The sequence below is a fragment of the Gordonia sp. HS-NH1 genome (genome assembly GCF_001418765.1).
Classification (GTDB): Bacteria; Actinomycetota; Actinomycetes; order Mycobacteriales; family Mycobacteriaceae; genus Gordonia.
This window is the reverse complement of record NZ_LIYC01000010.1, coordinates 42183-64190: the sequence shown is the minus strand read 5'-3', so window position 1 is coordinate 64190 and position 22008 is coordinate 42183. Positions and strand designations below refer to the sequence as shown.

The following is a 22008-nucleotide window of genomic DNA, read 5'->3' as shown; positions in this document are numbered from 1 at the left end:
CGGGGAAAATCACGCGGTCCATAGTGCCACGCTCCCTATCGGCTCGTCTACTTGGGGTTATTTTCCATCATGATGATGGAAACCAGGCCGGCCTCCACGCCTGCCTGCGCCGCACAACGCCGTCGAGTACTGCGCTGTTCCCGATCTGGGCGACGATTTCCGTCCACGTCGCCGCGATCGGCATCATGGAACGGTGAACGTCGACACCACCACCATCGCAGCCGACCTGGTCGCCGCTGCGTGCCGCGAGGTCGACACGGACGTACCACTCGCGCTGTACCTGCACGTCCCGTTCTGCGCGACCCGGTGTGGGTACTGCGACTTCAACACCTATACGGCGGGCGAACTCGGTTCGTCGTCGTCGCCGGAATCGTGGCAGCACGCGGTCGCCCGCGAACTCGAGGCGGCGTCGCGGATGCTGGCCCCCGGCCGGCCGGTCTCGACGATCTTCGTCGGCGGGGGCACGCCGTCGCTGCTCGGCGGCGACGGCCTCACACGACTCCTCGACGCCGTCCGGGTCCACTTCGACCTGTCCGACGACGTCGAGATCACCACCGAGTCGAATCCGGAGTCGACCTCGCCGGAGTTCTTCGACGACCTCCGCTCCGCCGGTTTCACCCGCATCTCGCTCGGCATGCAGTCGGCCGCCGCACACGTGCTCCGGCTGCTCGATCGCACGCACACCCCGGGTCGGGCGGTTGCGGCCGCCAGGGAGGCACGAGCGGCCGGGTTCGACCACGTCAACCTCGACCTGATCTACGGCACGCCCGGCGAGACCGACGCCGACCTGCACGCCACCGTTGATGCGGTGCTCGACGCCGGGGTCGACCATGTGTCGGCCTACGCGCTGATCGTCGAGGACGGCACCGCGCTCGCCCGCCGCATCCGGCGCGGGGAGATGCCAGCACCCGACGACGACGTCCTCGCCGACCGCTATCAGATCCTCGACCGTCGTCTGCGTGCGGACGGACTCGACTGGTACGAGGTGTCGAACTGGGCGCGCGGCGAGAAGTCGGTGTGTCGTCACAACATCGCCTACTGGCACAGCAACGACTGGTGGGGCATCGGTCCGGGGGCGCATTCCCACGTCGCCGGCGTGCGCTGGCTGAACGCCAAACATCCTGCGCGCTATGCGAAGTCGCTGGCGGACGGGGTCTTGCCGATCGCTTCGGCAGAACAGCTGACCCCCGAGGACCGGCACCTCGAGGCCGTCATGCTGACCACCCGGTGCCGCAGCGGACTGCCGCGCGACCTCCTCGACGACGCCGAGACCGCGCATGCCGAACAGCTCCGGGCCGCCGGACTGCTCACCGCGGCCGACGACGCCTACGTGCTCACCGACGCGGGTCGGTTGCTGGCCGACGGCGTGATCCGCCGCGTGCTCTGGGGCTGACGCGGGGCCGGTTGTCGGCCTACCAGCTCTGATCGGGGCGAGGCGGACTCGTCCAGCCCGTCGATCGCGCACCGCGCCGATGCGCACCGGGGCCGTCGGGCGTGGTCGGGGGCCGGCGCGCCGGGATCTCGGCGGTGTCTTGGAGTTGCTCGTCGAGGGGTTTGGCCGCGTCGGACAGGTCCAGGGCGTCGAGGTCGAGGGTGCGGGCGTGGATGATGTGGCGGTTGCGCAATGCCGACCGGACGGCGCGATGCAGGCCGTCCTCCAGATAGAGCTCGCCCTCCCACCGCACGACGTGGGCGAACAGGTCGCCGTAGAAGGTGGAGTCCTCGCTGAGGAGCTTGTCCAAGGCGAGGACCTTGGTGATCGGCGTCAGCTGGTCGAGCCGGAGTTGCCGCGGCGGGATCTTGGCCCAGCCACGCGTCGACAGCCCGTGGTCGGGATAGGGCTTGCCCTCCCGCACCCCCTTGAAGATCATGCGAACTCCTCCGACGCCCGTGCCTCGACGATTGCTGATCTGCGACGACGCGTCGACGGTCAGTGCGCGACACCACGCCGTGGCACGGTGATCGCGATCCCATTTCGTACTATGGAACGCACCCAACTGTATGGCAGGGGATCCGAGTCAGGAGGTGTGCCGCGTGTCTACCACCGATGATCGTCGCTTCGAGATCTTGCGGGCGATCGTGACCGACTACGTCGACACACAGGAACCGATCGGTTCGAAGGCGCTCGTGGAGCGACACCAGCTGGGGGTGTCGAGTGCCACCGTCCGCAACGACATGGCGGTCCTGGAGGCCGAGGGATACATCACCCAGCCGCACACCAGCTCCGGCCGGGTACCCACCGACAAGGGCTACCGGATGTTCGTCGACCGGATCAGCGAGATCAAGCCGCTGTCGGCCGCCGAGCGCCGGGCGATCCTCTCGGTGCTCGACTCCGGCGTCGACCTCGACGACGTGCTCCGGCGCTCGGTGCGGCTCCTCGCCCAGCTGACGAGACAGGTCGCGGTCATCCAGTACCCGGTGCTGTCGGCGGCGACCGTGCGTCACCTCGAGGTCGTCACCCTGTCTCCGTCGCGTCTGCTGCTGGTCGTCATCGTCGACAACGGCCGGGTCGAACAGCGCATGGTGGCGCTGAGCGAAGACCACGACGAGGACGAGATCGCCCGGTTGCGCGATCTGTTCTCGGCCGCACTGCACGGCAAACGGCTCGAAGCCGCGTCGGCCGCGGTCGCCGAGCTCGCCAACTCCGCGCCCGAGGATCTGCGCGGTGCGGTCCTCAACATCGCCACCGTGCTGGTGGAGACCCTCGTCGAACGCGGTGACGATCGGCTGGTGCTGGGCGGCACGTCGAACCTCGCGCGGTCGGCGGCCGACTTCACCCCCGTCGTCGGCGGGATGGACACCGTTCTCGAGGCGCTCGAGGAGCAGGTGGTGGTGCTCAAGATCTTGGCGACGACCCAGGACATGGGCCAGGTCACGGTGCAGATCGGCGAGGAGACCCGGACCGAGAACCTGCGTGGGACCTCGGTCGTGTCGACAGGGTACGGTGCTTCGGGAACCGTGTTCGGCGGCGTCGGTGTGCTCGGCCCCACACGGATGGACTATCCGGGAACCATCGCCTCGGTGGCGGCCGTTGCCAAGTACATCGGCGAGGTGCTCGCCGAACGATGATCGCTGTTTCTCCATGATCGCTGTCGGGCACACCGCAGCGTCGACGGCGGCCGCTCGCGAAGAGGAGCCGGGACGACGGCGGGGACGGCCGGTCCCCGCGCGAGTCGCGCGATCGTGAGAGCACCCGCCGCCAGGCACCAACTGAGACCGAAGGATCACTACAACCGTGGCACGTGACTACTACGCAATCCTGGGAGTGGCGAAGGGCGCCAGTGATCAGGAGCTCAAGCGCGCCTACCGCAAGAAGGCGCGGGAGCTGCACCCCGACGTCAACCCGGGCAAAGAAGACGAGTTCAAAGAGGTCAGCACCGCCTACGAGGTGCTGACCGATCCGGAGAAGCGTCGCATCGTCGACGCCGGCGGCGATCCGCTGGCCGGCGCCGGTGCGGGCGGCTTCGGCGGTTTCGGTGGCGGCGGCGGGGGATTCGGCGACGTCTTCGAGGCGTTCTTCGGCAATGGCGGTGCCTTCGGCGGCGGTGGCGGGGGCTTCGGCTCGGGCCGCGGACCCAAGTCCCGTGTCCAGCCGGGTGAGCCGGCGCTGGTGAACGTGACCCTGGATCTCGCCGAGTGCGCCAAGGGGGTCGCCAAGGAGATCACCGTCGACACCGCGATCCTCTGCGACGTGTGTACCGGCTCGGGAACCAACGGCGACAGCAAGCCGGTCACCTGCGACATCTGCAAGGGCGCCGGGGAGATCCAGTCGGTGCAGCGCTCCTTCCTCGGGCAGGTCATGACCGTGCGCGAGTGCCCGACCTGCCACGGCGTCGGCGAGGTCATCCCCGACCCCTGCCACAAGTGCGGCGGCGACGGACGCTACCGCTCGCGACGCACGATGACCGTGCGCATCCCGGCCGGAATCGAGAACGGCATGCGGGTTCGCCTCACCGGTCAGGGTGAGGTGGGTCTCGGCGGCGGCCCCGCCGGCGATCTGTACGTCGAGGTCGCCGAACGGCCGCACGAGGTGTTCCTGCGCGACAAGGACGACCTGCACTGCACCGTCAAGGTCCCGATGGCCGACGCCGCGCTCGGTGCCGAGTTCGAGGTGGAGACGATTCTCGGCGATCCGGTCACCGTGACGGTCGCGCCCGGCACGCAGCCGGGCCAGATCGTGAAGCTGCGCGGGCAGGGCATGCCGCACGTCAGTTCCGGTGTGCGCGGCACCATGCACGTCCACCTCGACGTTGTCGTGCCGACCAGACTCGATGCGGCGCAGACCGAAGCACTGAAGAAGTACCGCAAGATCGCCGCCGACGAGATCGAGGTCGTCAACACCTCGGCGGCCGCGGCGCCCGGCGGCCTCTTCTCGCGGCTGCGCAACGCGTTCGCCGGGAAGTAGGCACCTGGTGTCCGCGGCGGCGATCTCCGAGTGGATGTTCGCGTTCGGGACGGCGGGTACGCGGTGAGTCCACCGCTGTTCTGGGCGGACTCCGTGCCCGCGCCCGGCGCTGACCTGATCCTGAGCGGCGCCGAGGGTCGTCACGCGGTCACCGTCGCCCGGCTGGGCGTCGGCGAACGGATCCTCGTCGGCGACGGCGCCGGCTCGGTCGGCGGTTGCGAGATCCGGGAGATCACCGCCAAGGACACACTGGTGGCGACCGTCCACGACCTCGCGTTCGAGGCTCGCCCGACCCCGCAGGTGACCGTGGTGCAGGCGCTCCCGAAGTCGGAGCGGTCCGAGCTCGCGGTCGACCTCGCCACCGAGGCCGGCGCCGACGTCATCGTGCCGTGGCAGGCGCTGCGGTGCGTGTCGCGGTGGACGGGCAAGGCGGACAAGGGCGTTGCCAAATGGCGGGCCGCGGCCTCGGCAGCTGCCAAACAGAGCCGTCGACCATGGATTCCGGAGATCACCGACCTCGCGACCACCATCGACGTCCGGGCCCGCTGCGCGGACGTCGTGGCGCGGGGAGGGGTCGTCGCCGTCCTGCACGAGGAAGCCGCGCAACCCCTGGCCCGGCTACCCCTCGCCGACGCCACCGAGATCCTGCTCGTGGTCGGGCCCGAGGGCGGACTCGATGCCGGCGAGGTCGCCGACCTGACCGCGCTCGGTGCGCACTCGGTCGTGCTCGGCCCCGAGGTGTTGCGTACGTCGACGGCCGCCGCGGTGGCCCTCGGCGCGATCGGGGTGCTCACCCGCCGGTGGGCCCGATGAGTGTCGTCGGACGCCGTCCGGTGCGTCGGACCAAGATCGAATACGGCTCTGCGCCTTCCCAATTCGGGCACCTGTACGTGCCTTCCGAGGGGCTCGGCGCCGCGACGCCGACGCGGCTCGTGGTGCTCGTCCACGGCGGGTCCTGGTCTGTCGAGTTCGGGTCGACGACCCAGACCGCGATCGCCCGGATGCTCGCCGAACGCGGGGCGGCGGTGTGGAACATCGAGTACCGCCGGGTGGGCGAAGAGGGCGGCGGGTGGCCGAACACCGGCCGGGATGTCCTCGACGCGCTCGGTGCCCTGGACGGTCCCGTCCGTGACCTGCTCCCGCCCGGCGCTGTCGACTTCGCCTCGACCGCGGTCGTCGGGCATTCCGCGGGTGGTCAGCTCGCGGTCTGGGCCGTCGGTCAGCTCGGAGCCCGGACCGCCACGGCCACCATCACCACCGTGATCGCCCAGGCGGCCGTGCTCGACACCGTCGGTGCAGCGGACCGGGAGTCGGTGCGGGCGTTCATGGGTCGGCCGTTCAGCGAGTCGCCGCGCCGCTACTCCGACGCCTCACCACTGCTGGCACCGGTGGTCGACGCCCACGTCGTCGCGATCCACGGCGACGCCGATGACCTGATCCCGGTCGAGTCCAGCCGCCGGTACGTCGACGCCGCGATCGCACGCGGACAGTCCGCCGAACTCATCGTCGTCCCCGGTGAGGGGCACGACGCCTTCGTCGAACCGCGCAGCGTCGGCACGCGACAGACGATCCGCGTGCTCGGGATCTGACGGAAATATTGCCTGCTGATCGGCTGTTGCACCGCGATACACTGACCACACCCCTGCCGCCGCGACCGCGTCGGCCGGGGGCGCCGCATCCAGAACCGAACATCCATCCGGACCAGAACACCAGGAGTGATTTCATACGTGAGTGACGACAACCCCGACCAGAGCGGGCAATCCAGCCGTACGCAGCCGCGCCGGTCTGGGGTCACATCCACTGTCGAAGTCTCTCCCGGAGTCGTGTTCGGGCTGCTCGGCGCGAGTGACGTCAACCTGCGTACCCTCGAGCAGCTCCTGCCCGCCGACATCCACGTCCGCGGCAACCAGGTGACATTGACCGGTGAACCCGCCGAGGTAGCCGCGTCCGAGCGCGTCATCGCCGAACTCGTCGACCTCGTCGGGCGCGGAACCCCGCTGACACCAGATCTCGTCCGGCACAGCGTCTCGATGCTGTCCGACGGCACCGAGGAATCGCCCGCCGATGTGCTGTCACTGGACATCCTGTCGCGCCGCGGCAAGACGATTCGGCCCAAGACACTCAACCAGAAACACTATGTCGACGCGATCGACGAGCACACCATCGTGTTCGGACTGGGCCCGGCCGGCACCGGCAAGACCTATCTGGCGATGGCCAAGGCCGTGCAGGCGCTGCAGTCGAAGTCGGTCAACCGCATCATCCTGACGCGGCCGGCGGTCGAGGCCGGCGAACGTCTCGGCTTCCTGCCGGGCACGCTGAGCGAGAAGATCGACCCGTACCTGCGCCCGCTGTACGACGCGCTGCACGACATGATGGACCCCGACGCGATCCCGAAGCTGATGGCGGCCGGGGTCATCGAGGTCGCGCCGCTGGCCTACATGCGCGGCCGCACCCTGAACGACGCGTTCATCATCCTCGACGAGGCGCAGAACACCACGAGCGAGCAGATGAAGATGTTCCTCACGCGCCTCGGTTTCGGTTCCAAGGTCGTCGTGACCGGTGACGTAACGCAGGTGGACCTGCCCGGCGGCGCCCGCAGCGGTCTCCTCGCCGCGTCGGAGATCCTCGAGGGCATCGACGACATCCACTTCGCCCGCCTCACCAGCCAGGACGTGGTCCGGCACCGCCTGGTCGCCGACATCGTCGACGCCTACGGGCGGGCCGAGGAGGCGCAGCGGGGTCTGCCCAACACGGCCATCGGCGGCAATCGCGCGGCACGCCGGGCGGCGGCGCAGGGTCGTCGCTCATGAGCATCGAACTGGCCAACGAATCCGGGGTCGAGGTCCCGGCCGAGTTGATCATCGACGCCGCGCGTTTCGCGGTCACCGCGATGGACGTGAACCCGGCCGCGTTGCTGTCGGTGCTGTGTGTCGACGAGGACACCATGGCCGACATGCACGTCCAGTGGATGGACCTGCCGGGCCCGACCGATGTCATGAGTTTCCCGATGGACGAACTGGTGCCCGGCGGCCGGCCGGATGCGACCGACCCGGGCCCGGCGATCCTCGGGGACATCGTGCTGTGCCCGGACTTCGCCCGGAAACAGGCGCGCGAGGCCAAGCGGTCCTTCGAGCACGAGCTCGCCATGCTGACCATCCACGGAGTGCTCCACCTCCTCGGCTACGACCATGCCGAGCCGGAGGAGGAGCGCGAGATGTTCGGACTGCAGAACCGCATCCTCGACGCGTTCTACGCCGACCGTCACCGTCGCGCCCAGGAGCAGCGACAGACCGACCGCGATTCCCGGCTGCTGTCCAACATCGGGTTCACCGGAGCCGAGGGAGATTCACCGACCCCCGGTGCCCAGTCGGTGCCCGAGCAGTCGCGGTCCGAGGAGGACCGAGGGTGACCTCCGACTACTGGTTCATCGTGGCGGCAGTCGTGTTGATCGTGGTGGGCGGCGTCTTCGCGGCCGTCGACACCGCGGTGTCGACGGTGTCGAACGCCCGGGTCGACGACATGGTCCGGGAAGGGCGCGCCGGTGCGCGCCGCCTGGCGGGCATCCTCGAGGCACGTGCGACCTATGTCGGCCTCGTGGTGCTGCTCCGAGTCGTGTGCGAGGCCGCGGCGGTCGCGCTCGTCGCGGTCGCCGCGACGCAGCTGATCGGCGTCGGCGGGGGACTGGCGGTGGCCATCGCCGCCATGACGGTCGTCTCGTACGTCGCCGTCGGCGTCGGCCCCCGCACCCTCGGCCGGCAGCACGCGTACACGATCGCGCTGTCGTCGTCGTACCTGTTGTTCGCGCTCGGCGTGCTGCTCAAACCGCTGACCCGGCTGTTGATCCTGATCGGCAACGCCCTCACCCCGGGCCGCGGGTTCCGCAACGGTCCGTTCGCCACCGAGGTCGAGTTGCGCGAGGTCGTCGACCTCGCCGAGGCCTCGGGCGTCGTCGCGGCCGACGAGCGCCGGATGATCCAGTCGGTCTTCGACCTCGGCGACACCAGTGCCCGCGAGGTGATGGTCCCGCGCCCGGAGATGGTGTGGATCGAGGCCGACAAGACCGCGCTGCAGGCCACGAATCTCGCGACGCGGTCCGGACATTCGCGGATCCCGGTGATCGGGGAGAACACCGACGACGTCCTGGGCATCGTGTACCTCAAGGATCTGGTGGCGCGCACGGTCGCCCAGCGGATCGATCCCACGACCCTCCGCGTGGTCGACGTGATGCGCGAGGCCGAGTTCATCCCCGACTCCAAGCCACTGGACCGGGTCCTCGCCGACATGCAGCGAGAGCGCAACCACATGGCGATGCTCGTCGACGAGTACGGCGGCATCGCCGGGCTGGTGACCATCGAGGACGTGCTGGAGGAGATCGTCGGCGAGATCACCGACGAGTACGACATCGACGAGCTCGCACCGGTCGAAGACCTGGGCGACGGGTCGTACCGGGTGTCGGCACGACTGCCGGTGGAGGATCTCGGCGAGCTGTTCGGCGTCGAGATCGCCGAGGAAGAGGTCGAGACGGTCGGCGGACTCGTCGGTCTGGAACTGGGGCGGGTGCCACTGCCCGGCGCCCGGGTGGAGTCGCACGGGCTGCAGCTGGTGGCCGAGGGTGGGCCCAATCGCCAAGGGCGCCAACGCATCATCACGGTGCTGGTCACCCGGGTCCCCGACGCGGACGAGGATTCCCGACGCGACGAGCACGGCGGGCAGTCGAGTCGATCGCAGGGACGTGCCGAGCGCACCACGGGCAACGCCCACGACGACCAGGACACGGACACCGCCGGCCAGGAGCGCGCAGGCGAGTCGAGAGCAAGGATGAACCAGTGACCGAGACCCTCTCCGACGAGGATCGCAAGCTCGTGGTGCTCGCCCGAGGTGCGCTGGCGCGCGCCGAGTCGCCCTCGGGCGCGGCGGTCCGGGACGGCGACGGTCGCACCTACGCCGGGGCCGACGTGCGGACACGCTCGCTGACCCTCACCGGACTCCAGGTCGCGGTGGCGTCGGCGATCTCGAGCGGCGCCCGCTCCTTCGAGGCGGCGGTCGTCGTCAACGGTGACGCCGACGACCCGGGCCTGGACACCCTGCACGAGCTCAGCCCGGAGGCGTACGCGGTTCTCACCGACACCGCGGGGCGTCCTCAGCATCGGGTGGGGCGCGCGGATGCCTGAGTTCCGTTCGGGCTTCGTCTGTTTCGTGGGCCGGCCCAACACCGGTAAGTCCACGCTCACCAATGCCCTGGTCGGCGAGAAGATCGCGATCACCTCGAATCGTCCGCAGACCACCCGCCACACCATCCGCGGGATCGTCAACCGGCCCGACGCCCAGCTGATCCTCGTCGACACCCCGGGCCTGCACCGACCGCGCACCCTGCTGGGTCAGCGCCTGAACGACCTCGTCCGCGACACCTACTCCGAGGTCGACGTGATCGGAGTCTGCATACCGGCCGACGAGGCCATCGGTCCGGGTGACCGGTGGATCATCTCGCAGGTCCGCGAGATGGCGCCGCGCACGACGATCGTCGGGGTGGTCACCAAGATCGACCGGGTCGGGCCGGAGCAGGTCGCCAAACAGCTGCTCGCGCTGTCGCAGGTACTCGGGCCGGACTCGGAAGTGGTTCCGGTGTCGGCGAAGTCGGGCAAGCAGCTCGACGTGCTGTCCGACGTGCTCGTGAGCCTCATGGAGGAAGGCCCCGCGTTCTACCCGGACGGCGAACTCACCGACGAACCCGAACAGGTGCTGATGGCGGAGTTCATCCGCGAGGCCGCGCTCGAGGGGGTGCACGACGAGCTGCCGCACTCGCTGGCCGTCGTCATCGAGGAGGTCATCGATCGTGAGGACCGCGACCCCGACCTACCGCCGATGGTCGATGTCCACGCCGTGTTGTTCGTCGAACGCGACAGCCAGAAGGGCATCATCATCGGCCGCAAGGGCGCGCGTCTGAAGGAGGTCGGTACAGTTGCCCGCGCACAGATCGAGCGGCTGCTGGGCACCAAGGTGTACCTGGATCTGCACGTGAAGGTCGCCAAGGACTGGCAACGCGACCCCAAGCAGTTGCGTCGATTGGGTTTCTAGCAGCGTGTTCCTGACGGCCTGACGCCGGCAGGGGCGGACTGCGGGGAGGTACGCCGATGGGAACGCACGAATCGCCACAACAACCGGGAGACGATTCCGGTAGGGGAGCGCACGAGGCGCCCGACACCGACCAGCCGACCGGACGCACGATCGCCGGCGTCCTCGGATCGCCGCGTTTCTGGCTGGCACCACTCGCGTTGGTCGCGGTGATGTTCTCGCTGATGGCCGCGCTGTACATGGCGGCGGTCGTCGACCCGCAGCGCCACCTTCACGACTTCCCCGTCGCCCTGGTGCAGGAGGACGCGGGTGGTGAGGTGCAGAACGCAGACGGACAGTCCACGCCGCAGAACTTCGGCGACCAGGTCGCCGAGGGCATCATCTCCTCGGCGGCGCAGAATGGGATCGTCGTGACCCGCACCGACCGCTCGACCGCGCTGTCCGAACTCAACAGCGGCAAGGTGTACGGCGTCATCGTCGTCGGGTCCAATTTCACGAATCGGGCGGTCGCACTGGGCCGGTCGACGGTCCTCACCGCCGAACCGGCGAAACCGACCATCGACATCTTCATCAACCGGGGCTCCGGGGCGTTCGCGTCGTCGATCACCACCACCCTCGCCGATCAGGTCCGTGAACGGGTCAACGAGCAGGTGGGCGCGCAGCTGACCGAACAGGTCCGTACCCAGCTCGAGCGCAACGACATCACCTTCACCGGCGCGGCGCAGGTCGCGCTCGCGACCCCGGTGGCCGTCGAGGTGTCCGAGCCGACCCCGCTTCCCGAGGGTGCGGGCAACGGATTGTCAGCGTTCTATCTGACCCTGCTGCTCGTGCTCGCCGGCTTCACCGGGGCGATGATGGTCAGCATCGTGGTCGACGGCATGCTCGGCCAGACCCCCATCGAGTACGGGCCGTTCTATCAGCTGCGCGAGCGGCTCGCGATCAGCCGGTGGGCGACGCTCGCGGCGAAGTGGACGATCATGTTCCTGGTCGCAGTGGTGCTCTCGACCCTGTTCATCGCCGTCGGCGCGATGGTCGGGACGTCGATCCCGAACGGCTTCGTGCTCTGGATGCTCTCGGTCCTCGGCATCTTCGCCGTCGGCGTGAGCGCGAGCGCGATGATGGCGGTGTTCGGCAACCCCGGTCTGCTGTTCAATCTGCTCTTCTTCGTGGTGTTCGGCCTGCCGTCCTCGGGCGGGACGCTACCGCTGGAGGCGAGTCCGCGCCTCTTCGAGTGGATCGCCGCGATCGAGCCGATGCACGTGATCTACCTCGGCGTGCGTGCTGTCCTGTACTTCGACGCCGACCTGTCGGCGGGGTTGGGCCGATCGATCATCCAGTGCTTCATCGGCTTGCTCGTCGGCGTGCTCCTCGGTCTGCTCGGCACCAAGTTCTACGACCGCAAGGGCTGGCACCGATACCCGGGTGGGATGACGCTGTCGCCGAAGCTGGACAAGATCGTCAACGCCGGCTGACACGGGCGGCGCCGCCTCGCCCCGACCGTTCACCTGGGTCTGACACGGTGGCCGGATGGGTAAACCCGTCGTCATGTCGATCCCCGAATTGTCCTCGGCCCTGCACGAACTGCGGGACGACCTCGATCGCGCCGAGGAGCAGGCCGCCTCGCTCATCGCCGCGGTCGCCGACCAGCACCGGGACAGCGCCCGCAACCTCGTGCACTACGTCGCGGTGCGACGCCGCGATCTGCGTCCGCTGCAGGAGTCGATGTCCGCGCACGGACTGTCGAGTCTCGGCCGGATGGAGTCGATCGTCTATTCGTGGATCGAGACGGTCATCGAGACGCTGGACGCCCTGGTCGAGGGGCGCACCCGGCATCCGATCTGGGGTGACCTCGCGGGCGGGGTGCGGACCCTGACGCGTAATCGCGACCGGCTCCTCGGGCGCGTGCATCCCGGTGGCGGCGATGACGCCATCGTCGACGGACCCGGTGACGAGCACGGCGAGCGGGCCACCCGTGTGATGGTCACGATGCCGACCCAGGCCGCCGACGACCCCGACCTCGTCCGCGCCATGGGTGCCGCCGGAATGGACGTCGCGCGGGTGAACTGCGCACACGACGGCCCGGCCGAGTGGGCGCGGATGATCGAGTCGGTGCGTGCTCTACCCGGCCGGGTGCGGGTGGCGATGGATCTCGCCGGTCCGAAGTTGCGCACCGGCCCGCTCGAATCGGGACCGAAGGTGATCAAGGTCAAACCGGTCCGCGCCGACGACGGCACCGTCGAACGGCGGTCGCGGGTGCGGCTCAGTGCCGCACCGTTCGATCCCGGCGCACGCCTGCCCGACGGCATCGACGCGGTCATCCCGGTACGCGCACTCGCCGACGTCGTGCAGGGAGACCGGTTGCGCCTACGGGACGCTCGTGGTCGCCGACGGCGACTCGAGGTGGTCGCGGTGTCCGAGGCGGGGATCGACGTCGAATGCGATCGCACCGTCTACTACGAGACGGGTACGCCGATCGGGTTGTCGGGCTCTGCCGACGCCGCTCCGATCGTCGTCGACGATCTGCCCGAGAAGCGTCAGCATCTGCTCGTGCGCACCGGTGACGAGATCCGGTTGCAGCGCGACCTCACGCCGACACCGGCGACCCGGACCGGGCCGCATCGGATCGGATGCGAGCTCGGGGACGCCTTCGACGACGTCGAGGCGGGCCATCGGGTGTTGTTCGACGACGGCAAGATCGCCGGGCGAGTGCGGGAGAAGGTCGACGACGAGATCGTGGTCGACGTCGAGCGTGCCGCGCCGGGTGGGACGAAACTCCGCGCCGAGAAGGGCATCAACCTTCCGGACACGACGCTGCACATCCCGGCGCTCACCGCGTCGGACCGCGATGACCTCGAGTTCGTCGCGGTACATGCCGACATGGTGAACTGCTCGTTCGTCCGGTCGCCGGAGGACGTGGCCGACCTCATCGACGAACTGAACCGTCGCGGTGCGTCCGATGTGGGCATCGTGCTGAAGATCGAGACCCGGGCGGCCTTCGAGTCGCTCCCGCAGATGCTGCTCGAGGCGATGCGCTGGGACGCGGTCGGGGTCATGATCGCTCGCGGCGACCTGGCCGTCGAGGTCGGGTTCGGCCGGCTCGCCGAAGTGCAGGAGGAGATCCTCTGGCTGTGTGAGGCCGCGCATGTGCCGGTCATCTGGGCGACGCAGGTGCTCGACGGACTGGCCAAGAAGGGCGTGCCGTCCCGGGCCGAGGTCACCGACGCCGCGATGAGCCGGCGTGCGGAGGGCGTGATGCTGAACAAGGGGCCCTACATCGTCGAGGCCATCGAGGCGTTGACGTCGATCCTCGATCGGATGGGTGGTCACGTCGAGAAGAAGCGCTCGCTGCTGCGGCCGCTGACCTCGTTCGACATCGATCCGGGGTAGGCCGGCGGGCATGTCGGGGCACGTCGTGTCGGTACCCGGTGGGAGAATGCCCCGGTGAGGTTCTACCGGGATGAGGCCGTCGTGCTGCGCCAGCACAAGCTGGGCGAAGCCGACCGCATCATCACGCTGCTCACCGCCGAGCACGGTCTCGTGCGCGCGGTCGCCAAGGGCGTGCGGCGGACGCGGTCGAAGTTCGGCGCCCGCCTCGAACCCTTCGCCCACATCGACGTACATCTGTATCCCGGCCGCAGCCTCGACGTGGTCACCCAGGTCCACAGCCTGCACGCCTTCGCCGACGCCATCGTCGCCGACTACGGGCGCTACACCACGGCCTGCGCGGTCCTCGAGACCGCCGAACGGCTCGCAGGCGAGGAACGAGCGCCCACCCGTCAGCTGCACCGGCTGACGGTTGGGGCGCTGGCCGCGCTGGCCGACGACCGCCGGCCGCGTGAGCTGATCCTCGACGCCTACCTGCTGCGCGCGATGTACAGCGCGGGCTGGATGCCGGCGCTCGAGGAGTGCGCGCGGTGCGCGACACCCGGTCCTCACCGCGCTTTCCACGTCGCCGCCGGCGGCGCCGTCTGTCTGCCGTGCCGGCCACCCGGATCGGCGACCCCCTCGCCCGGCGTGCTCGACCTCATGGAAGCCCTGTTCCGCGGTCGGTGGGATGAGGTCGTCGACGCCACGCCGTCGCTGCGTCGACAGGCCAGCGGACTCACCGCCGCGCATCTGCAGTGGCATCTGGAACGCCAGCTCCGAACCCTGCCGCTGATCGAACGCACCGCCCCTCATAGGCTGATGGAGACGGGTGTGGACACGGGCGTGAGGAGGGTCGACGATGGCGTTGCGGCCGGGTAGTTCGGGAAAGGCACGCAAGGCCGCGAGTCTCCGCGCCGATGTCCGTCCACCCGACCCGCATCCGAGCGGTGCGCGGCCACCCGCCATTCCCGCCGAGTTCGTACCGAATCACGTTGCGCTGGTGATGGACGGCAACGGACGCTGGGCGACCGATCGCGGCCTCCCGCGTACCGAGGGGCACAAGCGCGGCGAGGCCGTGCTGATGGACACCGTGTGCGGCTGTATCGAATTGGGGGTCGGCTGGTTGTCGGCCTACGCCTTCTCCACCGAGAACTGGTCCCGCAGTCCCGACGAGGTGCGGTTCCTCATGGGCTTCAACCGCGACGTCATCCGGCGCCGGCGCGACGAGATGCACGAGATGGGGGTCCGCGTGCGCTGGGCCGGACGCCGACCACGCTTGTGGCGCAGCGTGATCCGCGAACTCGAGATCGCCGAGGAGATGACCCGGGACAACACCGTGATGACGCTGACGATGTGCGTCAACTACGGCGGCCGCGCCGAGATCGCCGACGCCGCACGTGAGATCGCGCGGCGCGCGGCGCGCGGGGAGATCGATCCCGAGCGGATCTCGGAGTCGACGTTCGCGCGGTACCTCGACGAGCCGGACATGCCCGACGTCGACCTCTTCCTGCGCCCGTCGGGGGAGCAGCGGATCTCGAATTTCCTGCTGTGGCAGTCGGCGTACGCCGAGATGGTCTATCAGGAGAAGCTCTTCCCGGACTTCGATCGTCGCGACCTGTGGGCCGCCTGCCTCGAATACGCCTCGCGCGACCGGCGTTTCGGCGGGGTGAAGCCGTCATGACCGGCGCCGCGGGCCTCCTCGACCGCACGGCGGAGATCGTCGCCGAACTCGGACCCGTCGACCGTCCCGACGCCGATTCGCTCGTGGTGCAGGTCGGTCCGACACGCGCGTCGATCCGCGTGCTCACGCTGGCCGATGGGCTCGACGTGCTCGCCCTCACGCAGATGGTGGCGATGGACCTGCCCAACACCCCGTCCCTGCGCGACGACGTCGAGGCGTGCGCCGCGCAGCTCAGCTTCGGCAGCCTCCGACGATCCGATCGTGCCGGGGTCACCACAGATGTGTTGCAGTACTACACATTTCCGGCCGGGCAGCTCGACGACGTGCCGCTGCTGACGGTGTTGCACATCGTGCTCGCCGCGGGTGTCGACGCCGCCGAACGACTGGTGGGCCCGACCTCTGCTTGAGGCGACCACCCCCTCGGCTCAGGGAGCAGGGTGGAGTGTCGACAACCGTTCTCGTTCAGTCGTTTCCGGCGACCCGACAGTCACTGCATCGTCCGAAGACCTCGACGGTGTGATTGATGTCGGTGAAGCCGTGCTGGGCGGCGATCTTCGCGGCCCAGCGCTCGACCGGCTCGGCCTGCACCTCGACGGTGGTTCCGCATTCGCGGCACACGAGGTGGTGGTGGTGTCCCGACGAGCAATGGCGGTACCGGGTCTCGCCGGAGCCGTCCCACAGGACGTCGATCTGCCCGGCCTGACTCAGCGCCTGCAGATTGCGGTAGACCGTCGTCAGGCCGATCGATTCGCCCCGGCCCTTGAGGATCTCGTGGAGTTCCTGGGCGGAACAGAAGTCATCGGTGCCGGCGAGGGCGTCGGCGATCGCGGCCCGCTGGCGGGTCGAGCGGATGCCCGTGACCGGCTGCGGTCCCGAGGCGACCCCGCTCATTCGTTCACCGCTCGGGAGGTCTCGGACGGCACGGCGCGGCCGTCACTGGTCTCGTTCGCGTGGATCAGGGCGTCGCCGACGATGTGCGCGACGTGGTCGTCGAGGAGTTCGTAGGTGATCTCGCGACCGTTGCGCTGGCCGCGGACGACGCCGGCGTCCTTCAGGACGCGCAGGTGCTGGCTGACCAGTGGCTGACTCAGGCCCAGGTGCCCGACGAGCTCGTGTACGCACTGCACCCGCTCGCGCAGCGACAGCACGATCGCGACGCGGGTGGGGGAGGCGAGGGCGCGCAGGAGATCGGCCGCGGCTTCCCGCGCCGCGGCGTCGGCCGCCTCGGCAGGGTCGGGCCCGTCCAGTGGTTGGGTCGACATCGCGCTCCTCTCGCCTGGCTCGCGCCTTTGATCCGCCCATTCTAACGGAAATGGTTTTCAATCCATGTCCGGGTGTCGTGGCAGGTCAGCCGCCGTCGGCGCGTCGTCGTTCGGCGACGGGCGGCACCCCGTTCTCTCCCGCGGTCGACAACGCGTAGGTCGCCACCGCGTACGCGACCGCGGACGAGTTGACGGCCAGGAGATCGGTGTTGACGTTGTCGAGGGTGTCGCGCGCGGTGTGATAGGCGGGATCGAAGGCCTCTCCTGCCCGGCCGCCCCACATCTTCGCCTGCGCCTCGCTCTTCTTGCTCTCCGCGCCGGTGAACACACCGCCGGCGGGGATGCCCACCGCGATGAACGGGCCGTAGTCGGAGCGCCCGTCGAAGTCGTCTGGGGCAAGGGGGATCCCGCGATCGGCAAAGAACTTCTCGAAGGTCCGCTCGATGCCCCCGGAACCGTCCGGGCCGGCGCCGGCTCCCTCGCGTTCGGAGTCGTCGCCGTCGTGGGTGAAGTAGCCGCCGTTGGGCGAGGCGAGCATGTCGAAGTTCAGGTACAGGGCCACCGCGGCACGGGCGGCGGGGTCGAGCCCCCGGACGTACTCCGCCGAACCCACCAGCCCGTCCTCCTCCGCGCCCCAGAACGCGAACCGCACCCGATGCGGAACGCGGGGGGTCGAACCGAGCCGCAGCGCGGTCTCGAGCACGGCCGCAGTGCCGCTGGCGTTGTCGTTCGCGCCGGGCCCTTCGACGACGCTGTCGAGGTGCGCCCCGGCCATGACGACGTCGTCGGCGGTGCCCGTGCGAGTCTCGGCGATCAGCGAGCGCGTGCTGATCGCGGTGGTCTTCGCCTCGACCTCGAGAGTCACCGATCGTGCAGACCGCACCCGTTCGGCGTCGTCCGCGGAGATCCCGAGGACGGGGATCGACGGGCGGTCGTCCGGCCCGAGCGTGGCACCCGTGAGTGGGCCGGGCTCGTTGTTGACCATGATGGCCGCGACCGCGCCGGCCGACTGCGCGTTGCGCGCCTTGTCGGCGAAGGTGCAGGTTCCACGGACGATGACCGCGACGCTCCCGCGCACCGAGCCCGGGTAGTCGGTGCTCGCGCATCCGAGTCCCGCGACCGCCACGGGCGCGGCGGTGACCGGGGTGTCGCCGGTCCCGGCCGAGTACTCGACGATGCGCGTCGCGACCTTCAGGTCGTCGGCCGTCAGGCTCACCGGCCCGCCGTCGAAGCGCTCGTAGTCGACGGTGGGCGTGGTCACGTCGAAACCGGCCGCACGCAGCAGACCGGCGACGTAGTCCAGTGAGGCGTCGTACCCGGATGTGCCGGCCGCCCGGTTGCCGCCGTTGTTGTCGGCGATCTGCTGGAGGGCGCGGACGTGCGCCATCACGTTCTCGATCCTGACGGCGTCGCTCAGCGCGGCCGGGGTGACCTCGTCTATCGGCGGTGCGGGGGTGGGGGTGGAGACCGGTGCCGACGAAGGCCGATCGACCTCCGCGGTCTGATCGTCCCCGCAGGCCGCGACCAGCGACAGGGTCAGTACCAGGGACGCGGCGAGGGACACCGACCGGCGATACCGGGCCGGAGCGTTGACGCCGACGCGTCGTCGAGCTCGAACGATCACAGTGCCACTCTGGCAGTTCCGGTCCGCCGGTGTGTGCCCTACGGTTCGCGACAGGGGGCTCGGTTGCCGGTGCTTTCGGGAAACGGGACACCTGCTCGGTAGTCTGTACGGGTTGCCGCCTGTATCTCGTGGATGCACGCCGAGCACCGAGCGTCAGCACGACCGTCCCAGCCGAACACTCAACCCGTGGAGAGCAGTTAACCGTGGCCGCCCAGTCCAATGTGGAATCCGTCGTCAACCTCGCCAAGCGTCGGGGCCTGGTCTACCAGTGCGGTGAGATCTACGGCGGTACCAAGTCGGCGTGGGATTACGGCCCGCTCGGCGTCGAGCTCAAGGAGAACATCAAGCGCCAGTGGTGGCGCGCGATGGTCATCAGCCGTGAGGACGTCGTCGGACTCGACTCGTCGGTCATCCTGCCGCGCCAGGTCTGGGAGGCCTCCGGCCACGTCGAGGTGTTCACCGACCCACTGGTGGAGTCGCTGCACACCCACAAGCGCTACCGTGCCGACCACCTCATCGAGGCCTACGAGGCCAAGCACGGGCACCCACCGGCAAACGGTCTGGCCGATATCAACGACCCGGAGACCGGGCAGCCGGGCAACTGGACCGAGCCCAAGGCGTTCAGCGGTCTGATGAAGACGTTCCTCGGCCCCGTCGACGACGAAGAGGGCCTGCACTATCTGCGGCCGGAGACCGCGCAGGGCATCTTCGTGAACTTCAAGAACGTGATGACCACCGCGCGCAAGAAGCCGCCGTTCGGCATCGCGCAGATCGGCAAGAGCTTCCGCAACGAGATCACGCCGGGCAACTTCATCTTCCGCACCCGCGAGTTCGAGCAGATGGAGATGGAGTTCTTCGTCAAGCCGGGCGAGGACGAGGAATGGCACCAGTACTGGATCGACCAGCGCTTCGACTGGTACGTGAACCTGGGCATCGACCCGGAGAACCTGCGGCTCTACGACCATCCGAAGGAAAAGCTGTCGCATTACTCCAAGCGGACCGTGGACGTCGAGTACAAGTTCGGCTTCACCGGTAACCCGTGGGGCGAACTCGAGGGTGTCGCCAACCGCACCGACTACGACCTGTCCACGCACAGCAAGCATTCGGGCGAGGATCTGTCGTTCTTCGATCAGGCGTCGGGCGAGCGCTACACCCCGTACGTGATCGAGCCGGCGGCCGGCCTGACCCGCTCGCTGATGGCGTTCCTGTGCGACGCCTACACCGAGGAGGAAGTGCCGAACGCCAAGGGCGGCACCGATACTCGCACCGTGCTGCGGCTCGACCGGCGTCTGGCGCCGATCAAGGTCGCCGTGCTGCCGCTCTCGCGCAACGAGAAGCTCTCGCCCAAGGCCCGCGACCTCGCCGCCGAACTCCGCAAGCACTGGAATGTGGAGTTCGACGACGCGCAGGGCATCGGCAAGCGTTACCGCCGGCAGGACGAGATCGGCACGCCGTTCTGCGTGACCGTCGACTTCGACACCCTCGACGACCAGGCCGTCACGGTCCGTGAACGGGACACGATGAGCCAGGAGCGGGTCGCGCTCGACAAGGTCGCCGAGTATCTCGGCGGCAAGCTCCTCGGCGCCTGAGCGCTCTCGCGTCGCCACGGGCGTACGCTCTCGATTCCGCCTGACCTGCGGATGTCTGTCACAATTGATGGCGAGTTGTCGCGTGACGTAGGGCATGGGGTCCGGCGTGCATGCGACGAGAGAGTGAGTGGAGTCGTGTCTGTCAGCGGGAAAGTCGTTCATTACGACGCGAATCGGGGCTTCGGATTCTTGGCGCCGGAATCGGGCGGTGCCGATGTGTTCCTCCACATCAACGACATCGACATCGACGAGAACTCGTTGAAGCCCGGCGCGAAGGTGTCCTTCGACGTCGAGGAGACCGACCGTGGTTCGAAGGCGGTCAACGTCGCGGTGACCGAGGCCGCGCCCGCCGACGAAGCGGGCGCCCGGGCGCATCGTCGCGAGGATCACCACGGCCGGGATCGGGGCGAGCGGGGTGATCGCGGCGACCGCGGACGCCACGACGACCGCGGCAGCCGTCGTCCGCGCGCTGGTGGTGGTTCCCTGGACGCCGCCGCGTTCACCGAAGAACTCACCGAGCTCCTGCTCGATGCCGACGGCGCCCTCACCGCGCGGCAGATCGTGGCGATCCGGCAGCGGGTCACCGACTTCGCAGTCGCCCGGGGCTGGGTGCTTGACTAGCACCCGCCATGGGCCCGAGACCGTCGGGCATGTCCTCCCGGCGGTCGCCACCTACGCCGACGAGGCCGTCGAGCGATACGTGCCCGAGGGGGCGAAGGTCGCGAGCCTGCCCGGCACCCGGACCGATCATCGGAGCGACTTCGCCCGGGACCGCGCGCGGGTCCTGCATTCCGCCGCGCTTCGCCGGCTGGCCGACAAGACACAGGTCGTCGGCCCGCGCGAGGGTGACACCCCCCGTACCCGGCTCACGCATTCGCTCGAGGTCGGGCAGATCGGCCGCGGGATCGCGATCGGTCTCGGCGCCGAACCCGACCTCGTCGAACTCGCCGGACTCGCCCACGACATCGGGCATCCGCCGTACGGGCACAACGGCGAACGCGCGCTCGACGAGGTGGCCGCCGACCACGGCGGTTTCGAGGGCAACGCGCAGAATCTCCGGATCCTGACCAGGCTCGAGCCCAAGCTGCTCGACGCCGACGGGCAGAGCGTCGGCCTCAATCTCGCGCGCGCGTCGCTGGACGCGACCCTGAAGTATCCGTGGACCCGGCGCACCCCGGGTGGGAAGTTCGGGGCCTACGACGACGATGCCGGGATGCTCGAGTGGATCCGTCGGGATGCGCCCGGGACCCGTCAGTGCGTCGAGGCCCAGATCATGGACTGGTCCGACGACGTGGCGTACTCCGTGCACGACCTCGAGGACGGCGTGATCGGCGGGCGGATCGACCTGCGAACCCTCGGCGATCCGCAGGATCAGCGCGCGCTGGCCGACATCGGCGCCAAGGAGTTTCCCGGCCTCGACCCCGAGGCACTGGTCGACGCCGCCGGCCGACTGCACCGCATGGACATCGTGCGTTCGGTGGGTGTCTTCGACGGAACGCTCGACTCCTACGTCGCACTCAAGCGACTGACCAGCGAGTTCATCGGCCGATTCGCGTCGGCCGCGATCACCGGTACCCGCGAGGTGGTGGGGGACCGGCCGGTGTCGCGCTACGACGCCGATCTGGAAGTGCCGGAACTCATCGCGGCCGAGGTGTCGATGCTCAAGACCCTGGCCCTGCGGTTCATCTTCTCCAACGAACGCCACAAGGCGACCCAGCGTCGCCAGCGGGAGCGCATCCACCGGGTCGCGAACTGGTTCGCCGAAGCGGCGCCCGGAGGACTGGACCCGGTGTTCGTGCCGTGGTGGAACGCCGCCTCCGACGACGCCGCCCGCATGCGCGTCATCGTCGACCAGATCGCATCCATGACCGAAGGCCGGCTCGAGCGCACCGACAAGCACAACTCGGGGGCCCAGGCGCACCTGGGGTAGGCCGGGGTCCGTCGGTCCGCGCCGAAGGGGTTGTCGTCAGAGTCGGAGCCCACCCCTGGTACCCGCCCGGGACGTCGGC

General features: G+C 69.2%; 22 protein-coding genes. 18 read left to right on the top strand and 4 right to left on the bottom strand.

Translation table 11 applies throughout. From position 1 onward, the window contains the following. Window positions 1-193: 193 nt before the first annotated feature. Window positions 194-1393, top strand: coding sequence for a radical SAM family heme chaperone HemW (gene hemW / locus AMD30_RS09700; protein ID WP_055475481.1), 1200 nt, complete (start codon window positions 194-196; stop codon window positions 1391-1393). Window positions 1394-1412: 19 nt separating this feature from the next. Here the strand turns inward: hemW and AMD30_RS09695 are convergent, their stop codons facing one another. Beyond that, the gene (locus AMD30_RS09695; protein WP_055475480.1) at window positions 1413-1871 is read right to left on the bottom strand and encodes a type II toxin-antitoxin system VapB family antitoxin; all 459 of its coding nucleotides are present in this window, start codon (window positions 1869-1871) and stop codon (window positions 1413-1415) included. 163 nt (window positions 1872-2034) lie between these two features. On the opposite strand from AMD30_RS09695, the gene hrcA reads away from it, so the two are divergent. From hrcA to AMD30_RS09625, 14 genes are all read left to right on the top strand, one after another. Continuing rightward, on the top strand, window positions 2035-3069 hold the full coding sequence (gene hrcA, locus AMD30_RS09690) for a heat-inducible transcriptional repressor HrcA (protein ID WP_055475525.1): 1035 nt from the start codon (window positions 2035-2037) through the stop codon (window positions 3067-3069). A 166-nt stretch (window positions 3070-3235) separates the two neighbouring features. Continuing rightward, on the top strand, window positions 3236-4405 hold the full coding sequence (gene dnaJ, locus AMD30_RS09685; protein WP_055475479.1) for a molecular chaperone DnaJ: 1170 nt from the start codon (window positions 3236-3238) through the stop codon (window positions 4403-4405). A 63-nt stretch (window positions 4406-4468) separates the two neighbouring features. Beyond that, entirely contained in the window at window positions 4469-5218 is a 750-nt protein-coding gene (locus AMD30_RS09680; protein ID WP_055475478.1) for a 16S rRNA (uracil(1498)-N(3))-methyltransferase, read from the top strand. Next, window positions 5215-5994, top strand: coding sequence for an alpha/beta hydrolase family protein (locus tag AMD30_RS09675; protein ID WP_055475524.1), 780 nt, complete (start codon window positions 5215-5217; stop codon window positions 5992-5994). Before AMD30_RS09680 ends, AMD30_RS09675 begins: the two co-directional genes overlap by 4 nt. A 138-nt stretch (window positions 5995-6132) precedes the next feature. Then, window positions 6133-7215: a PhoH family protein gene (locus AMD30_RS09670; protein WP_055475523.1), complete on the top strand. Its 1083-nt coding sequence runs from the start codon at window positions 6133-6135 to the stop codon at window positions 7213-7215. Further along, window positions 7212-7814, top strand: coding sequence for an rRNA maturation RNase YbeY (gene ybeY, locus AMD30_RS09665; RefSeq protein ID WP_055475477.1), 603 nt, complete (start codon window positions 7212-7214; stop codon window positions 7812-7814). The genes AMD30_RS09670 and ybeY overlap by 4 nt, the downstream gene beginning before the upstream one ends. Further along, window positions 7811-9235 (top strand): hemolysin family protein, encoded by a 1425-nt coding sequence (locus AMD30_RS09660; RefSeq protein ID WP_055475476.1) that lies wholly within the window; start codon window positions 7811-7813, stop codon window positions 9233-9235. Before ybeY ends, AMD30_RS09660 begins: the two co-directional genes overlap by 4 nt. Beyond that, window positions 9232-9576, top strand: coding sequence for a cytidine deaminase (locus AMD30_RS09655; protein WP_055475475.1), 345 nt, complete (start codon window positions 9232-9234; stop codon window positions 9574-9576). Before AMD30_RS09660 ends, AMD30_RS09655 begins: the two co-directional genes overlap by 4 nt. Next, window positions 9569-10480 (top strand): GTPase Era, encoded by a 912-nt coding sequence (gene era, locus AMD30_RS09650; protein ID WP_055475474.1) that lies wholly within the window; start codon window positions 9569-9571, stop codon window positions 10478-10480. The genes AMD30_RS09655 and era overlap by 8 nt, the downstream gene beginning before the upstream one ends. 56 nt (window positions 10481-10536) lie before the next feature. Further along, entirely contained in the window at window positions 10537-11949 is a 1413-nt protein-coding gene (locus AMD30_RS09645) for a YhgE/Pip domain-containing protein (RefSeq protein ID WP_055475473.1), read from the top strand. A gap of 55 nt (window positions 11950-12004) precedes the next feature. Continuing rightward, window positions 12005-13864 carry a pyruvate kinase gene (locus tag AMD30_RS09640; protein ID WP_197282762.1) on the top strand — a complete coding sequence of 620 codons (1860 nt, stop codon included), beginning with the start codon at window positions 12005-12007 and terminating at the stop codon, window positions 13862-13864. A gap of 54 nt (window positions 13865-13918) precedes the next feature. Further along, window positions 13919-14722, top strand: a complete 804-nt coding sequence (gene recO / locus AMD30_RS09635) for a DNA repair protein RecO (protein WP_055475472.1) — start codon at window positions 13919-13921, stop codon at window positions 14720-14722. Then, window positions 14703-15524 (top strand): isoprenyl transferase, encoded by an 822-nt coding sequence (locus AMD30_RS09630; RefSeq protein ID WP_055475471.1) that lies wholly within the window; start codon window positions 14703-14705, stop codon window positions 15522-15524. The genes recO and AMD30_RS09630 overlap by 20 nt, the downstream gene beginning before the upstream one ends. Continuing rightward, on the top strand, window positions 15521-15931 hold the full coding sequence (locus AMD30_RS09625) for a hypothetical protein (RefSeq protein ID WP_010841219.1): 411 nt from the start codon (window positions 15521-15523) through the stop codon (window positions 15929-15931). The genes AMD30_RS09630 and AMD30_RS09625 overlap by 4 nt, the downstream gene beginning before the upstream one ends. A gap of 55 nt (window positions 15932-15986) precedes the next feature. On the opposite strand, the gene AMD30_RS09620 is transcribed toward AMD30_RS09625, so the two are convergent. The 3 genes from AMD30_RS09620 to AMD30_RS09610 form a co-directional block, all read right to left on the bottom strand. Further along, window positions 15987-16415, bottom strand: a complete 429-nt coding sequence (locus AMD30_RS09620; RefSeq protein ID WP_055475470.1) for a Fur family transcriptional regulator — start codon at window positions 16413-16415, stop codon at window positions 15987-15989. After that, window positions 16412-16786, bottom strand: coding sequence for an ArsR/SmtB family transcription factor (locus AMD30_RS09615; protein WP_010841217.1), 375 nt, complete (start codon window positions 16784-16786; stop codon window positions 16412-16414). The genes AMD30_RS09620 and AMD30_RS09615 overlap by 4 nt, the downstream gene beginning before the upstream one ends. Window positions 16787-16871: 85 nt before the next feature. Continuing rightward, entirely contained in the window at window positions 16872-18410 is a 1539-nt protein-coding gene (locus AMD30_RS09610; RefSeq protein WP_055475469.1) for a M28 family peptidase, read from the bottom strand. 203 nt (window positions 18411-18613) lie between these two features. Between AMD30_RS09610 and AMD30_RS09605 the strand changes: the two genes are divergently transcribed. The 3 genes from AMD30_RS09605 (at window position 18614) to AMD30_RS09595 (ending at window position 21929) form a co-directional block, all read left to right on the top strand. After that, window positions 18614-19999 (top strand): glycine--tRNA ligase, encoded by a 1386-nt coding sequence (locus tag AMD30_RS09605; protein ID WP_010841215.1) that lies wholly within the window; start codon window positions 18614-18616, stop codon window positions 19997-19999. A 135-nt stretch (window positions 20000-20134) separates the two neighbouring features. Further along, window positions 20135-20620, top strand: coding sequence for a cold-shock protein (locus AMD30_RS09600; RefSeq protein WP_055475468.1), 486 nt, complete (start codon window positions 20135-20137; stop codon window positions 20618-20620). Beyond that, the gene (locus tag AMD30_RS09595; RefSeq protein WP_035716997.1) at window positions 20613-21929 is read left to right on the top strand and encodes a deoxyguanosinetriphosphate triphosphohydrolase; all 1317 of its coding nucleotides are present in this window, start codon (window positions 20613-20615) and stop codon (window positions 21927-21929) included. The genes AMD30_RS09600 and AMD30_RS09595 overlap by 8 nt, the downstream gene beginning before the upstream one ends. Window positions 21930-22008: the final 79 nt, after the last annotated feature.